The sequence below is a fragment of the Patescibacteria group bacterium genome, from assembly GCA_028716045.1.
Lineage (GTDB): Bacteria > Patescibacteriota > Patescibacteriia > JAQUQO01 > JAQUQO01 > JAQUQO01.
The window spans coordinates 614,826-630,538 of sequence record JAQUQO010000001.1 but is presented as its reverse complement, the minus strand read 5'-3'; the positions used below and the strand labels follow the sequence as shown (position 1 = coordinate 630,538).

13 protein-coding genes are annotated in these 15,713 nt (G+C 44.8%); 12 read left to right on the top strand and 1 reads right to left on the bottom strand.

What is annotated here, in order from left to right; all coding sequences use genetic code 11:
- Window positions 1–277: 277 nt before the first annotated feature.
- Window positions 278–727, bottom strand: coding sequence for an SsrA-binding protein SmpB (smpB, locus tag PHG22_03115; protein MDD5490762.1), 450 nt, complete (start codon window positions 725–727; stop codon window positions 278–280).
- A 141-nt stretch (window positions 728–868) separates the two neighbouring features.
- On the opposite strand from smpB, the gene PHG22_03110 reads away from it, so the two are divergent.
- The 12 genes from PHG22_03110 to PHG22_03055 all read left to right on the top strand — a co-directional run.
- Entirely contained in the window at window positions 869–1,945 is a 1,077-nt protein-coding gene (locus tag PHG22_03110) for an AI-2E family transporter (GenBank protein MDD5490761.1), read from the top strand.
- A 13-nt stretch (window positions 1,946–1,958) separates the two neighbouring features.
- Window positions 1,959–2,393, top strand: coding sequence for a hypothetical protein (locus tag PHG22_03105; GenBank protein ID MDD5490760.1), 435 nt, complete (start codon window positions 1,959–1,961; stop codon window positions 2,391–2,393).
- Between the two features lie 6 nt (window positions 2,394–2,399).
- A complete protein-coding gene (locus PHG22_03100) occupies window positions 2,400–3,170 on the top strand; it encodes a hypothetical protein (GenBank protein MDD5490759.1) in 771 nt (256 codons plus the stop codon).
- A gap of 4 nt (window positions 3,171–3,174) precedes the next feature.
- Complete coding sequence (locus PHG22_03095; GenBank protein MDD5490758.1) at window positions 3,175–3,939, top strand: hypothetical protein; 765 nt, start codon at window positions 3,175–3,177, stop codon at window positions 3,937–3,939.
- Window positions 3,940–3,952: 13 nt separating this feature from the next.
- Window positions 3,953–5,131: a PDZ domain-containing protein gene (locus PHG22_03090; protein ID MDD5490757.1), complete on the top strand. Its 1,179-nt coding sequence runs from the start codon at window positions 3,953–3,955 to the stop codon at window positions 5,129–5,131.
- Window positions 5,132–5,200: 69 nt separating this feature from the next.
- Window positions 5,201–5,821, top strand: coding sequence for a Wzz/FepE/Etk N-terminal domain-containing protein (locus PHG22_03085; GenBank protein ID MDD5490756.1), 621 nt, complete (start codon window positions 5,201–5,203; stop codon window positions 5,819–5,821).
- Window positions 5,822–6,501: 680 nt separating this feature from the next.
- Window positions 6,502–7,143, top strand: coding sequence for a hypothetical protein (locus tag PHG22_03080; GenBank protein ID MDD5490755.1), 642 nt, complete (start codon window positions 6,502–6,504; stop codon window positions 7,141–7,143).
- Between the two features lie 37 nt (window positions 7,144–7,180).
- Window positions 7,181–8,152, top strand: coding sequence for a hypothetical protein (locus PHG22_03075; protein MDD5490754.1), 972 nt, complete (start codon window positions 7,181–7,183; stop codon window positions 8,150–8,152).
- 84 nt (window positions 8,153–8,236) lie between these two features.
- A complete protein-coding gene (locus tag PHG22_03070; GenBank protein ID MDD5490753.1) occupies window positions 8,237–8,779 on the top strand; it encodes a hypothetical protein in 543 nt (180 codons plus the stop codon).
- Between the two features lie 302 nt (window positions 8,780–9,081).
- Complete coding sequence (locus PHG22_03065; protein MDD5490752.1) at window positions 9,082–10,299, top strand: hypothetical protein; 1,218 nt, start codon at window positions 9,082–9,084, stop codon at window positions 10,297–10,299.
- 427 nt (window positions 10,300–10,726) lie between these two features.
- Window positions 10,727–13,111 carry a MopE-related protein gene (locus tag PHG22_03060; protein ID MDD5490751.1) on the top strand — a complete coding sequence of 795 codons (2,385 nt, stop codon included), beginning with the start codon at window positions 10,727–10,729 and terminating at the stop codon, window positions 13,109–13,111.
- 333 nt (window positions 13,112–13,444) lie between these two features.
- Window positions 13,445–15,713 (top strand): MopE-related protein (locus PHG22_03055; protein MDD5490750.1); only part of this gene is annotated, 2,269 nt, incomplete at its 3' end.

The window sequence follows — 15,713 nt, the reverse complement described above, 5'->3', positions numbered from 1 at the left end:
GTGCCAAACTGGCCTGAAATTTTGAACCGTCAGGTGAAAAAATTTCACTGGCAGTTTGAGCATCCCGCCCCGGCAGGTGGCGGGACACGTTTTAAAAAGAACTTCTATCGATGCCGATCATCCCCGTGTTTTTAGTAAAGACAGAGGCTTGTGCCAAACTGGCCTGAAATTTTGAACCGTCAGGTGAAAAAATTTCACTGGCAGTTTGAGCATCCCGCCCCGGCAGGTGGCGGGACACGTTTTAAAAAGAACTTCTATCGATGCCGATCATCCCCGTTTAAATTTTCCCCCTCATTATTCTCCGCATGCCTCTCTCGTCTTCTCTTTTTTTTATCTGCGCTCTTTTATCGGACTGCTTTTTACCTTTGGCGAGACCGATTTCTACTTTTATTTTATCGCGTTTAGTATACACCTTTAAGGGGACAAGTGTCAATCCTTTTTCCGCCAGTTTGCCGGTCAGGCGCATAATCTCTTTTTTATGGAGCAATAGTTTTCTTGCTCGGAGCGGATCGTAGCCGGAAAGCGTGCCGGCCATTTTATAAAGAGAAATATGGGCATTGATAAGCCAGGCTTCGCCATTTTTTATATTTACATAACTGCCGCGCAAACTAATCTGGCTGGCCTTAGCTGATTTGACCTCCTGCCCGGTTAACATTAAACCCGCCTCAAATTTTTCGAGGATTTCATAATTAAAGAGGGCTAATTTGTTTTGAGCCAGCATTTTCATACTTATTGTTATTTTAACATTTTTGGGCTTTTTTTCAAGTATTAAACGGCTTTCTTCTTTTGCTGCCGCGCCAAGTTTAAAAGAGTTTACAGAAACGGCCGTTTTTAGTATAATAAAAACATATTAACTAAGGATTATAATATGCCACAAGAAAAAAAACAGATTACTATTAACATTTCCACCGCCGCCATTTTAAAGGTTATCATCATTTTTCTGCTTCTGGGTTTTCTTTATTTAATTAAAGATATTTTGGCCATTTTATTCGTGGCCATAATTTTAGCTTCAGTCATTGACCCGGTGGCCGATTGGGGAGCACGTAAAAAAATCCCCCGCGGGGTCACTACTTTTGTGATTTACCTTTTACTTTTTGGCATTTTTAGTTTAGTAATCGCTTTAATTGTTCCGCCAGTAGTGGAACAAATTAATCAGCTGTCTGATAATTTTGGGTATCTCTGGGATAAGGTTTGGGGCAAGGTGGTCTATATCTTTTCCGATGTTAAACAATACGCCGGTGAAGACGCAATTTTGGGGAATATCCAAAAGTGGCTGCAGACAATTGAGGGTGGTTTAAGTAAAACCGCCGGCGGAGCTCTGACTACTCTCGGAGACATTTTCGGCGGGGTTGTTTCTTTGGTTCTCACGGCAGTTATTGCTTTTTATATGGTGGTGGAAGAGGACGCTATTAAAAGATTATTTCGTTCGCTTGCGCCGCCTTCTTATCAGCCGTATTTAGTGCGGCTTTTCACCCGCATCCAACAGAAGATCGGTCTTTGGGCGAAGGGGCAGTTAATTTTAAGCTTGATTATATTTCTGTTTTGCTTCATTGGTTTAAGTATTTTAGGAGTCAATTACGCCCTGGTTCTAGCTTTAATCTCCGGACTTTTTGAATTTGTCCCTTATGTCGGACCGATTATGGCTGCCATCCCGGCGGTATTTTTGGCCTTTACCCAGTCGCCCTTCAAAGCTTTTTTGGTCGTGATTTTATTTTTTGTGATTCAACAACTGGAAAATCACATTATTGTTCCTCGGGTGATGCAGAAAGCGGTGGGATTAAATCCTATCGTCAGTATTGTGGCCATACTTATCGGCGCCAAGTTAGCCGGAGTGATCGGGGCTTTGCTCGCTATACCGGTGGCGACGGCGGTGGGGATTTTTTTGAGCGATTTCGTTTCTAACGAAATACCCTCGACCAATGTCCCCTCGGAAGAAAATAAATAGTCCATATTTTTTTATGATAAAAAATAAAATCATTTTATTTTTTACGATTAGCCCCCTGCTTGTTGTATTGGCGGCGATTTTATTGGTTTACCGTTTACCTCCACAGTTTTCATTGGGGACCGGTCGTTCGCTTGTTCAAAATTCCGCCGACCTAGCCCAAATTAATTTAGTGGAAAATTATCAAAAATATGCCGCTAATATAATTGGGGTATTTATGGCGGAGGGGAGCGGGAAAGATAATCTTTTGCCGGCGATTAAGGAAACAAAAAACGGTTTAATCGCTTTGAAGGTTCCGACGGATTTTGCCGATGTCCATCTAGACATGGTGTTAAGTTTAAATCTAATGGAAAAAGGGATGGAGCTGGGCAGTGAAAAGCAATATAATTTAGGGCTGAATAAATTCAAGGAAATTTTAAATGTGAATCCCTGGTTAAAGCCCGCTAAATAAATATTCATGAGAATTGAGGATTCCCAAATTTTTTCGGAGCAGACCAAAGCGATGGCTCGGGAAATAGAGAAAGAAATTCGTCCCGTCAAAATAAAAAGAGGGAAATTTTTGGGTTGCGGCAGTTGTTTTTTTACTTGTTTAATTATTCTTCTGGCGGTTTTTATTTTTGGTCTTTGGGCGGCGGCGAAGACGGGGCTGTGGGGCATCCCATTTTTCAGCGATTGGTTCTATAAAACTCCGGAGCCGCTACATTGGGTTTCGCCAGCCGGAGAAAAATTTTCCCCGGAAAAAATTTTGTCCGACGGAGTCAAGGAATCTCTGCCCCGTGGGAATATCGCCGGCCAGTCAGTTAAAATACCAGTTAATTTAACGATTACCGAGGGGGAACTGACCGAACTTCTTCGGGCCGCCGAGAACGGGTTAAATAATAATAATTTCGGGGTAAAATTCAGCGGGAGCCAAATAGCGGTCAGCGAGGAGGCGCTGGAGCTTTTTACCAAGGCAGTTATAAAGGGTGAGAGAGAGACTTTTCTCACCGTGCGCGTTATCCCTGAAGTTAGGGAGAAGAAAATTGAATTACATTTACTGGACGTAAAACTAGGGGATTTGGAGTTGCCAGCCTTGCTAGGTAATTACCTAGTTAAAAATTTTTTAGAGGGGCGGCTTAATGAGTTAAGTGAAAAAAATTCTTCTTTTGGAGAAATTACCGCTATAAACCTTAAAGACGGGAAGATGATTATAAATACCAAACTTAATATAGAAGTGTTCAAGAAATAATTTTATGTTGATTATTAATCGTTTTATCCCTTTCTTTTCCTGCGTGCTGCTCTTTTTTACCGGAGAATTTTTAATTTTTTACCCAAGCAGTCTGCCAGCGCTCGCCGTTTTATCCATTTTTTTTATTTTTTTATCCCTTTGGCAATTGACCGGCCGGCGGTTCAAAAATACCGAACTGTGGAATTTTTTTATCGCTCCGTTTTTAGTTTTTTCCGGCTGGATGTTCTTCATTATTTTTCTTGAAGAGGCTTGGTTAAAACATGCCCTTTTGATAGTTACTCTAATTTTTATTTTTGTTTTTCTGCACAGTTTATTCCTTTTTTTACACCGCACTTTGTCTTATCGCGCTTATTCGCTGGAAAACGTTTCCGGTTATTTTGATTTATTTGCCGCTTGGTTGTGGTATTCCTCATTTTTTGGTTTAATCATATTTTTAGGATTGCCGGCTGGAATTTTTCTTTTGCCGGTTATCATCATCGGCGCGGCTATCTGTTATCAGAATTTTTGGATAAATAAAATCGCTATTGGCGGCGGTTGGCTTTATCTCATTATCATCAATCTTATTTTGGCGGAAATTTTTTTAGCAGTCAGTTTTCTTCCCACCACTTTTTATGTCAACGGCCTGATTTTAACGGTGGGCTATTTTATTTTGTCGGGAGTTTCCAAAGATTCCATCGCCAAAAGATTGGATAGCCGGCGGTTGACTTATTATTTTTTTATCGGCGGCGCGGCTTTAATTATTTGTTTGGCCACGGCCAAATGGTTATAAAGTTAAAAGAATTATGAAATCCATAAAGAAATTTTTTTCCGATATTACCACTGTCCAGCTACTCATCATTTTTTTTGTCGGCAGTTTTCTTATCGGCGGCGGCGCGGCGTGGTTTATTTTTAATTCTTATTTAAGCGGTTTGGAAAGCGGGAAGCTTTTAGAAGCCACCATCCCGGTTTCGGAAAAATCTTCGCGCTCGCGGGAAGCAAAATTTACGATTCAGGTTTATCCCGATATCGTGCCGCGAGTAGCGGATATTTACAAGAGTAAAAAAAATATTTCCCCGACCAATTTTATAGACCAGCTTTACACTGCGGAGGAACTCTTGGGCCGCGGAGCGGTGCTTACCGCCGATGGCTGGATTGTCACCTCGGCGGGCGGGGTAGGCGGACATCCGGCGGAAGAATTGGCAGTCTTGGTAGACTCCCAGATATATTTTCCCCGATTGCTGGCGGCTGATTCCGTCAGCGGCACGGTTTATTTAAAAATAGAGGCCTCTAATTTGTCAGTAAATAAGTTCGGGGATAGTTCCCGGATGTTGGCTGGAGAAACGATTTTTGTTGCCCGTAATGGTCAGTTGACCATAGATTATTTAGAAGATGTAAATTTTTTTCGGGAAATTGGCGGTGATGATTTAGTCAGAAGTTCGGAAAAGATGTATAATTCGTTTTTATTGCAGAATCCTTTGGCTGCTGATTTTATCGGCGCGCCGGTTTTTAACGCCACCGGCGAGATTATCGGCATAATCGCCGCCGGCGAAGGAGAAAATCGACAGTTAATAATCCCTTTGGGAAATTTTTCCAAATCAATAGACGGTTTTCTTAAGGGCGAAAAGTTGAACCGGCCATATTTAGGGGTAAAATTTATTGATATCGCCGCCGCCCGCGGTGTTTCCAAAAAAGACGAGTTTTTTGATATTCGGGGCATAAAATTAAATTCCCTCGGCGGTGCTTTCCTCTATAATTTCCCCTCTTTAAGGGACGCCGTGACTTTCGGCAGTCCGGCGGACAAAGCCGGTCTTCAGCCGAAAGATTTAATCATGAAAGTTGAAGATACGCCGATAAACGGACTTAATAACTTTACCTCTCTTATTCAGGAATACGCTCCCGGAGAAAAAATCAAACTTACAATTTTGCGGGAAGGCAACAAGGAAGTGGTTATTGAGGTGGAACTTGGGAGTTTGACGGAATGATTTTCGGAGGTTTACAATCAGCCAAAATTGTCTTATAATAGCGTTAAGATATTTAATAATATAATTCTTATGGTAAATTATTTTAAAGTTTTAAAAGAAGAAAAGGGCACGATTATCACTTTTGTTTTAGCGGCGGTGGTATTGAGCTTACTCCTTAGTTTGGCGATTCCCTGGAAGTATAGCTCCACCATCAGATTGCTCGTGGTTCAGAATCAGCCGAACCTTGACGCTTACACGGCTTTGAAATCTGCGGAGCGCGTGGGCGACAATCTGTCCCAGCTTCTTTACACCAGCACTTTTTATGACAAAGTTTTAAACACCAAATTTAGCATTGATAAGCAATATTTTAAACAAGACGAGATTAAGAAACGCAAGCAATGGCAAAAAATGCTTTACGCCCGCGTGATGAGCGGCACGGGGATTATGGAAGTCGTGGTTTATCATGAGGACAAGACGCAGGCGACGCAAGTTGCCAATGCCATCGCTTACGTTTTGACGACCGAAGGCAAGGATTATGCCGGAGGATTTTCTACCATCAAGCTCGTGGACTCTCCTTTGGAATCCCGTTATCCGGTTAAACCGAATTTTATCGCCAATGTCATTTCCGGATTTATTTTGGGGTTTGTTCTCGGCGGAGCTTATGTTTTACTTATCAAGTCAAGAAAACATTGGTACGAGAAGATAGGGTAGGGTTTGAAACTCGTAACTCACAATTCACGGTTTTAACAGCAAGGCCTCCGAGCAGTCGAAGGCCTTTTATTTTTTTGTCATCCTGATCCCGCTAAGGACGGGTCTCTACGGGAGGAAAAATTTTTAATAATTCCCCTAATCTTAAATCCCCCGCCCTTCGACTTCGCTCAGGGCACCCCCTTTTTCAAAGGGGGGGTAAGTTTGAATATCTTTCAAGAGTTAAAAACGTAATAGTGCTGTTGCGCCTAAGAAATAGTTTGAGTAATTTTTTCCCCCCCCCTTTGCAAAGGGAGTCCCTGATGCCGAGGACTCGGAATCAGGGTAGGGATTTAAGATTAAAATCAAAATGACTAGGGCGAAATGGTAGAGGACGGCTGGCATTTTTTATTTTATTGCGTGTTTCAAGTTTTAAGCTTAAAATTCCATGATTTTCGCTAATTTTAAAGGAAAACGGCCAAGCCGCTATATACCCCTTGACAAAACCGCAGGAATATGTTATTATTTAGTATTAAAATTGAAGCGTAATTATTGAGGTTTTAAGTAGTTTGGTTTAGCGTTTGGGCCTCCCTCCTGGCCTAATATGTCTAAATCAAACTGCTTTAGATCTTAATAATAAGATTAGGGTCATTGAAAATAAAAAAGTCAAAAAGAACAATTCAGATAAAGAAAGGGAAAGAAAAATGAAAGAGAAATTTCTTATAGCAGGCGCTTTGATAAAAAATTTTCTGCTTACTCATCTAACGATGACGAAAAAGAAAGTTTTGATAGCAGGCACTATAGTAGTGCTTGTGGTTGTCGCAATTTTTCTTTTTAAGGATTGTTGCGGCGACGGCGACGAAGAAGAACAATCCGGCGAGGTGGAGGGTGAAGCGGAGACAACGGAAACAGATGATGAGGCAAAAGCTCTTGTAAAAAAAGCCAAAGAGGATTTAGATTATCGTTTTGAGATAATCGGGAGAAAGCTTAAAGGAGAAATCCAAACGTCTACGGCTGAAACCGTGAATAAGAAGGTTGAGGAGTTTGAGAGGAGATTGAAAGAGTTAGATGAGGGGTATGGGAAAAGAATAGAGTTGTTAGAAAAAGATATCGCTTTATTCGAAAAGAAACGGTCAAAACTGAAACCTTCGTCCGTCACTGTTGCCTGCGTCAAAAAGCGGAACAGCGATATCGTTAAGGGAAAAGAACGGCAGATAAAGGGCTATATTATTGATGGCCAGCCCTACAATGCCGAGTTCAAGGAATTAAAAGTGGCCAAATTACGCGAACAGTTAAACTGCGCGCCCGAAGAAAAACTATTTTGGTTTTATAAAGGGGCTCGCTAGCGGAACAGAAAACTTTTAGAGAAAAGGAGATAAAAAAATGAAGAAGGTAATTTATTTTGTAGCGATTATCATCACGCTTATGGTCGCCATTCCTGCGTTCGCGCAGATGGCCGGGGAAGTAAAAGGGAAGGATGCCGACTTGTATCAGTGCATCGGCGAGAATGGTGAAATTTCCCTTTTTAATGACGTAGAGAAAAAAGATGAAAATTGCGCCAAAGATTCCCCGGTTTGTAAAAGCGACTACTATAACTTTAAAGAATGCTTTGAAGCGCTTAAAGAGTTTCAGCAGAAATTCCAGCAAAAAGTCGCGAACGCCGAAGGAACAAAGAACGAAGACCCGGCTCCAGCAGCTGAATCCAAAGCCAAAGAAAATCCGCCGTGCGAATCGGAGAAGAAAAAAGAGGCAAAAGCTCCCGGTGTCGTTTGCGACGAAACCATCACCCGCTTTATCTGTAAAGAGAAGCGCGGTGACAAAGAAGTTGAGGTAGCGTATACCGAAGACGGTTTCTGCCCCAACGGCATAGGTGCAACTAAAGTCGCTCGTCAGCCCACAAAAGTGGCAAGGGGTGTGAAGCTGGAAAGCGGGGAGGCAAAGACGGTGGAAGGCGGTGAAGAAATCTCATACGTGTTTAAACAAAAACGCGAATGTGAAGACCCCTTCGCCGGGATGGAAGTTATAAAAGGCAAGCCGGCAGGAACTCCATTCAAAGAATCCGCGCTTCTTCTGACTGCCACACCGGAAACCCCGATGTCTGAAAATAAAAAATGGGGCATTGGGTTTATGGCCGTTGGCTCGGCATTATTGGTCGGCGGACTCGCAACCTATTTGGTGGGAGTACAAACTGGCGATGCTTCGCCGGCGTTTTACTTCTCCGACCCCGATAACGTCCCTGCGTCCCGCAAAGCCCAATACGACGAGTTTTCCACAACGGAGAAAGTCGGAGTGGGGCTGGGAGGTGTTGGTGCTTTGTTGACACTTACCGGTATAATAATCTATAATGTGGAGTGATTCCGTTTCTCCCCGACGTCTTTAAAACATCGGGGAGAAACAAGTTTTTTTGACAAAAACAATTGAAAGGAAAGGAAGATAGAAATGAAAAAAATTTTTTGGATGTTGCTGGCTACCATAGTAGCACTTTTTGCCCTGAACGGATGCTACGGGCTTTTCGGCGATGACGACGACGATAACGGCTCCGGCGATAGTAAAATATTTATTGCCTTGCCTGACCCGGAAGAAACCGACGCTGGTAAAACTGATGCCGACGACGATGCCGCAGTTTCCGCCGATGACGACGTGGAGCCCATTGACGAGGTACCCGAAGGCGAAGCGGTTTTCGTTGACATTAATATGGACGGCGCCGAGAAGCTGGAATTTTTCAGCACTACCGCGCAATCTTGGTTTCCCGCCCTTGACACGGTTTATGCCAGTAAAATGACCGTAGAACTTCACCCCTTTGAAGATTTCTGTTTCAATGCCCGAAGAGACGACGACAACAAGAATGGATGGTTGTTTGGGGAACCCGGACAATATCGGGGAACATTCAAAGTCTATCTGCTCGACGGTACAGAAGTGGAAACATACACACAGGACAACGGCGTAGCTGGATTTAATGTCTGCGCTCGCCACGCATCTTAATAGGGCCAACGCGCCCAACAAAACTATAACGGTCTTGGATTAAATAATCCTCGACCGTTTTTTATTTGTAAAAAAAATTGTCATTCTGACCCCGAGCACTCGGGGGAAGAATCTCGGATTCAGATCCTTCTCCCGTCCCGAGTACTCGGGATCGAGGATTCAGGATGACAAAATAAACCACTAAAAAGCTGTAGCCAATAAGCCGTAGTCGTTTACCCCCCTTGACTTTTCCCGCATTTTGTTGTAAACTATTTTATTAAGTTGTTTTTTTGAAAATTAACAGTAAATAAGGAGAAATAAAAATGAAAAGGATTTGTTTGATTTTTTTGGTTTGTTGCGGTTTTATTCTTAATGCCGCCGGAGAAGAAGGCCCATCGGCTACATCAATGGAGGAAGATGACAAGGAATATATAGAGCAGGTGAAGAAAGCGGCTGACGCTTATGTCAAAAAAGAAGAAAAGACTGAAGATGCGGGAGTGTCGTCTGTTGACAACGAAATCACGGAGTTTAAGCCGTATTTTAGAGATGAAGGCAATAAAACTTTTTTCAAAATCACCTCCAAAAAGCCGCTGAAGTATGAGGTCAAAGAAGCTGAAAAAGAAGAGAACAAGCTCGTTTTAGACCTTGATTCACCCACGACTATTAAACCAGAAGAGCTGGCACAGGAGTTTCCTTTGGGCCATATTGAAAAACTGGAGAGTAAAAAAATTACTCGCGGAAAAGAAGTTATCGGCAGTCGGTTGGAATTTACGCTTTTCCCCGGAACGCGACACGAGATTGTCCAGACCGGGAAAAATTTGGAAGTGATTTTTTTCGGGATTTTTTACGGCATCAAAATAGATTTTGAGACGACGCCGAAGGGAAAAACCATACTAACATTCTCTTCCGACCAAAAGATGGATTCCCGAGTTTCCGTAGATGAGAATAAGGTGCGAGTTGATTTCCGAGATTGCCCGACCCAAATCGACGGAAGTTCTTTTCCGGCGATGAGTTTTGTCAAGAGGTTTTCAGTCGGGAAGAAAAATTTGCGGGAAGGCGATATTCCTCGACAAGTTTGGTTGGAGTTTGAAATGGAGAAGGACGTTAAATATAAAGAAGTGACGAGCGCTGATGGCAAAAGATTGGAATTGATTTTTGCCGAAGAGTTTAAAGAAGAAGCCGCGCCTCCTCCGCCGCCTCCTCCGCCACCGGTTTTAGTTGAAGAAGAAACAAAAAAAGAACCCCCGCCACCAGCCGTCGCGGCGCCGCCCGTGCTCCCGCCGGAAATTATTTCTCTGCCAGATTTTTACGAATATCGTTTGCCCGCCGGAATCGCGATGGAGGAATTCCTCCGTTTCCTTTATTTCCGCCCGAGTAAAATATATAAATTCGGCGAGGAAGAAATGGTCTTCACTTCTAAGGTTAAAAAGCCGTATAAACTTTCGGCTAAGACCAAAAAGGCCATCGCCGCCGGCGAACTCATTCCGGTGGAAATAATTTATTTTTCCGGTGCATCGGTGCCGGTATTTAAAAAGAAGTAGACGTTTTATAACGGCAAAAGCTAATAAACTTTTGCCGTTTTTTTGTTGTTGTAAAAAAGGTAAAGTATGAAAAGTTTTAGCTCCCCCTGATAAGGGGGGATAAAAATAGAGTAAGGCTGGAATTTTTCGTAGGGACGCAAAATTTTGCGTCTCTGTGTTATAGTAATAATGGCTAATTTAAGCCATTATTATCCTGACCCCCTTGACCCTTCAATACTAAAAAGCACTCAGGGTCTTGACAAAATCCTTAAAATATGTTATATTATATTGTTAAATAAACAATAAAAAAGCTTGAATTTTCAAGCGGTTTGGCTAGGAATTAAGGCCTCCCTCCTGGCTTTATATTCCAAGTCAAACCACTTGAGCGTTTAAGCTCAAAAAGCTTTTTGAAAATTAAACAAATTTTAGATAAGAAAGGAGAAAAACCGTGGATGAGAAGGATAAAAGACCATTGGTTTGGCTCATAGACCACTGTGAACCCTTAAAATTTGTTGAATACAAATTAAGGGAATGGTTGGTTGACATAGCCAAAGAGCAAAGCCCAAGTCAATCAATTAAAGCCGCCAAAAAGATACTTTTGAATTGGAATGTTCCAAAGTATGCTGAAGTAGCGCAAGCAGTGCGATTTCTTGCGATGATTCGAAGGGATTATGGCGAGGAAAGTTTTTGGGAGGTAGTTGAAAGTTTAAAAAAGAATGATTTTAATAAAAACAACTGCTCCACGCCTCAAAAGCAAGGAGCCCTGAAAGAAGGAGAAAAAGGAATGAATGCAAAAATGACAAATGTAGTAGTGGTGCTTATCGCGTGCGTGTGTGTGTCGCTTACCGGCTGTTATGGCCTGTTCGGCGATGACGACGATGCAAGCCCTTCCATCAAAGAGATTAAGGTGATTGACGGCAGCGGCGGCGACGTTGCCGATGATGACGATGAAGTTGCTGACGATGACGATGCCACAGCCGATGACGATGACGCAGTCCAGCCCGAATGCCAGAATGATTCGGACTGCGAAGAAGGCGAACTCTGTGAAGATGAGAAGTGTGTTGATGACCCTGAATATTGTAATTCCGATGCCGATTGCGTCGGCAACAGAAATTGCGACGTAGAGAAGCATGTCTGTTATACGCCGGCAGCCGAAGTATGTAAAGAAAAACTCGGCGATGCTTATTCGGAAGTGGATTATTGCGATGGTAAGGACAGTGACTGCGACGGCAAGGTTGACGAGGATTTTGACGGCGAAGATTGCGCGGCGGGTGTTGGCGAATGCCAACGCACTGGCAAAGAAATTTGCGAAGTCGGCGGCGACATTGTTTGCGGAGCCGAACCAGGAAAAGCCGGTAAAGAAATCTGCGACGGCAAGGACAATGACTGTGACGGTGAAATTGACGAAGAACTCGGCGAGCAAACTTGTGGGCGCGGGCTCTGCGAACATACCATTGAATGCGTTGATGGCGAAGCAGAAATTTGTGACCCTGCCGAAGGTAGGGAAACAGAAGCTCTCGCAGACGGCTACAGTTGTGAAGATGGCATTGACAATGATTGCGACGGCAAAACCGACGAAGACGATATGGGTTGCCAAGAGGACCCGGTTTATACCGATGAAGTTTGCGATTACGAAGACAACGACGGTGACGGCAAGGACGACGAGGATTTTCTCGCTGGCCCTTATTTTTTAGGAGCCAGGTGCCAATCCGGCATCGGTATTTGCAAGTCAATTGGTGTCATGGTGTGTAATACTACCGGGCTTGGAACAGAATGCAATGCCATCGCGGGACTTCCTGAAGGGGAAATCTGTGATGATGGCGAGGACAACGACTGCGACGGGCTTACCGACCAAAAAGACACCGAGGATTGCCTCGTCGTTGATGACGATGATGCGGCTGATGATGACGATGATGCGGCTGATGACGACGACGAAGCCGAAGAGCTTTGCGACGGCATAGACAATGATAATGACGGCAGGACCGACGAAGATTATATAAATCTCGGCGAACCCTGCGTTGTCCAGGATGGTACGTGCCACGAGCACGGCCATTATGCCTGCACTGACAATCATCTGGGAGTTGCGTGTGATGCCGTTGTCACCCGTACTGAAGAAGTGTGTGGTGATAACATTGACAACAACTGTAACGGCGAAATAGATGAAGGGACGGCGCAAGACCCGCTTAATTGCGGTCTCTGCGGCCACATCTGCGAAGACGGCGTAGAAGTTTGCAAGGAAGGCGAATGTGTGCCATCGCCCTGCGGTTCTTGCACGGAAGAGCAGGTGTGTATTAACAATGCCTGTGTTATTCCGGAGTGCAAAGGCGACGGGGATTGCGACGACGGAATGCTGTGCATTGAATATAAGTGCGCAGTTCCGCCGGAATGCCAGGATGATTCGGATTGTGGAAGCGGTTATTCCTGCGAAGCAGGGAAATGCAACCCACTGGGTTTTGAGGCGTCTATTATAGGAAGTTGTAATGAATGGACTTTCTATTGCTCGCTTGATCCAGAGGGTTGGGAACCGGGACATTACGTGATGGGGAAAGACGAAGTTACCACTTTCGCCCTTCTCAATATTGACCCGCAACCCGGGGAAACGTATTGTTTGAATGCAATAAATTCAGCCGGGTTTTACCTAATCAAGAAAGATGCAAATGGTTTTGTAGTGATTATGGACCCGACCAGAGAAATTATTTTGGCCGGCCCCTTAAACAGCATCACCATTTCTGCGGAAAATAACCCCCATCCCGAATTCCTAGTGGACAACGGCGAAGGCGGAGGAAACATTTGCTTCCAAATGAGCCTAGACCGCGTTATTCTCGCCCCTTAACCCGGCAACGTTCCGGAAACAAAAAACAACCAAGAGGGTGTCTTAATAAGACATCCTCTTTTTTATTTGAAAAATTATTTTCATATTATTATCTTGCGCCTGCCTGCCGTCGGTAGTCGGTAAACCATCATCGGCTAGAGCGGCGGACCGGCAGCTAAAAATTCTCTTGACACCGCCCACTTTTTATGTTAAGGTGTTCTATCCTGCGTAAGGCGGGATTTTGAAATTTTTCAGGAGGGCAAAGTTCGCTCTTTTACATATAAATATGGGCTAATTTTAGAACAATTTTTTGTGTAATAGTTGAACATCTTTTAACAGAAAAGGAGATAAGAAATGGAAAAGAAATTTTTTCTGGTTTGGATTGTTGTGTGTCTCGTTTCTTCCGTAGGATTTATTTCTTGCGGAGACGACCCTTCGACGGACTCAGGGCCTGACAGTGATGCCGGAGACCCCGATGCGGATGTTGCCGACGATGATGATTCTGGCGACGATGTTTTAAAATGCGCCAAAGACGAAGATTGCCAAGAACCGACGCCGGTTTGCGGCAAGGATGAAATTTGCGTTTCCGAATGTGCGGAAGACAGGGATTGCGATAAATGCGAAATCTGTAACTCCGCCAGAGGCAAATGTGAATTTCCGACTGAACCGTCTCCGCGCGGTTGTTGCAATTCCGGGACAGTTCACCCTTGTCAGGAAGACAATGTCGGAGTTTGCGGCGAATGGAAAATGATTTGCCGCGACAATCTCTGGTCTGATTGCGAAGGACCGGTAAAACCGACAGAGGAAACTTGTGATGGCCAAGACAATAATTGCGACGGCGAAATCGACGAGAATTTTGACACGCTTACAGACCTCACTTGTTGCGGTCCGATTGGCGGAACCAATCCTCAGACCTGCGAGTTTGCCAATGGCGTGGCCCTTTGCGTTGCCGGAGCTTGCCAGCTCGGCAATTGTTTTCCGGGTTTTTACGATGCCAACGGCGCCGCAGTTGACGGCTGCGAATACGAATGTGTGGCCTCTAACGGCGGAGTTGAGCTTTGCGATGACGGCGAGGACAATGACTGCGATAGCGAGACAGATGACGAAGACAAAGATTGTCAGTGCGTCCCCGGAGAAATTCGCGATTGCAGTAATCATCTTGAAGGTCTGGATATCGCCTGCAAAAACGGCTACAACCTTTGCATAGAAGGCAAGTGGTCGGAAGAATGCATCGGTGAAGTCGGACCTACGGCTGAAACCTGCGCTACCGGCATTGACGAGGATTGCGATGGTCTTATTGACTATCAAGACCCTGATTGCCGCGCTACCTGTATCCCTGCTACTGAAATCTGCGATGGCGTGGACAATGACTGCGATGGAGCGATTGACGAAGATTTAGGACATCAGGTCAAGGAACAGTGCACGGCGGGTATTGGCGCTTGTATGCGCCAAGGCCTGTGGGTCTGCAATAGCCAAGGCGGGATTGAGTGTTCCGGCGTTCCCGGAACTCCCTCGGCGGACGAAGGATTAATCTGCGATGGCGTGGATAATAATTGCAACGGTTCTGTTGACGAGAATCTTTTCTGCCTCGTGAGTTTTTCCGAAACCTGCGACGGCGTGGATAATGACCATAACGGCATTATTGACGACGGTATTTTGGGTCCGGATAGTTTAGAACATCGCCCCGGAGACGCTTGTAATGATGGCGTTGGCGCTTGTATGCGCCGTGGTTCGTGGGTTTGCACGCAAATTGGCAGTATAGTATGTTCGGCGATTGCCGGACAAGCCGGAAACGAAGGAAGTATCTGTGACGGCGTGGACAATGACTGCGACAGTCAGGTGGACGAAGGGCTAAATTGCAACTGCAATGGTTTTTCTGAAATCTGTGACGGGGTGGACAACAACTGCGACGGAACGATTGATGAAGGTTTGGGGCTGAATGCTCCTTGCGTTGCTGGTCAAGGCCAATGTCAAAGAAACGGATTTATTATTTGCGACGATTCCGGCGGTACCGTTTGCGGCGCCGCGGCTGGACCTCCGCAAGCTGAAATCTGCGACGGCATTGATAATGACTGCGACGGGCGAAAGGACGAGAGCTTTGATGTGGGCGATACTTGCGTGGTTGGCCGGGGAGCTTGCCAAAGAGTCGGGCAGATGATGTGTAACCCAGACAATCGCAATGAGTCAATTTGTTCAGCAGAAGAAGGCGACCCCGATTCCGAAGAATGCAACGGGATTGACGACAACTGCGACGGACGGGTTGATGAAAATCTCTCCTGCGAATGTTATCCGCAGACCGAACTGTGCGACGGCGTGGATAACGATTGCGATAATAATGTTGATGAGCTATGGGACCAAATTGGTGACCCCTGCCCATTAAGCCAGGGTGCTTGTCAGGTTACTGGCATTTGGTTATGCAACGGCACCCAAGACGGCATTATTTGTAGCGGCACAGCTAACCTTCCTTCCGTTGAAGTTTGTAACGGCATTGATGACGACTGTAACGGCGTGGCTGACAACGGCCTGACCTGCGCTTGTAATCCGTCCGTGGAAATCTGCGATGGCGTGGACAATGACTGTAACGGTCTAATTGACGACGGGTTTGCGGGGTTGGGCGATGCCT

What these genes read in the sequence shown, in the direction of transcription:
- smpB (MDD5490762.1), bottom strand. Translation starts at nt 727, where the DNA reads ATGAAAATGCTGGCTCAAAACAAATTAGCCCTCTTTAATTATGAAATC.
- PHG22_03110 (MDD5490761.1), top strand. Translation starts at nt 869, where the DNA reads ATGCCACAAGAAAAAAAACAGATTACTATTAACATTTCCACCGCCGCC.
- PHG22_03105 (MDD5490760.1), top strand. Translation starts at nt 1,959, where the DNA reads ATGATAAAAAATAAAATCATTTTATTTTTTACGATTAGCCCCCTGCTT.
- PHG22_03100 (MDD5490759.1), top strand. Translation starts at nt 2,400, where the DNA reads ATGAGAATTGAGGATTCCCAAATTTTTTCGGAGCAGACCAAAGCGATG.
- PHG22_03095 (MDD5490758.1), top strand. Translation starts at nt 3,175, where the DNA reads ATGTTGATTATTAATCGTTTTATCCCTTTCTTTTCCTGCGTGCTGCTC.
- PHG22_03090 (MDD5490757.1), top strand. Translation starts at nt 3,953, where the DNA reads ATGAAATCCATAAAGAAATTTTTTTCCGATATTACCACTGTCCAGCTA.
- PHG22_03085 (MDD5490756.1), top strand. Translation starts at nt 5,201, where the DNA reads ATGGTAAATTATTTTAAAGTTTTAAAAGAAGAAAAGGGCACGATTATC.
- PHG22_03080 (MDD5490755.1), top strand. Translation starts at nt 6,502, where the DNA reads ATGAAAGAGAAATTTCTTATAGCAGGCGCTTTGATAAAAAATTTTCTG.
- PHG22_03075 (MDD5490754.1), top strand. Translation starts at nt 7,181, where the DNA reads ATGAAGAAGGTAATTTATTTTGTAGCGATTATCATCACGCTTATGGTC.
- PHG22_03070 (MDD5490753.1), top strand. Translation starts at nt 8,237, where the DNA reads ATGAAAAAAATTTTTTGGATGTTGCTGGCTACCATAGTAGCACTTTTT.
- PHG22_03065 (MDD5490752.1), top strand. Translation starts at nt 9,082, where the DNA reads ATGAAAAGGATTTGTTTGATTTTTTTGGTTTGTTGCGGTTTTATTCTT.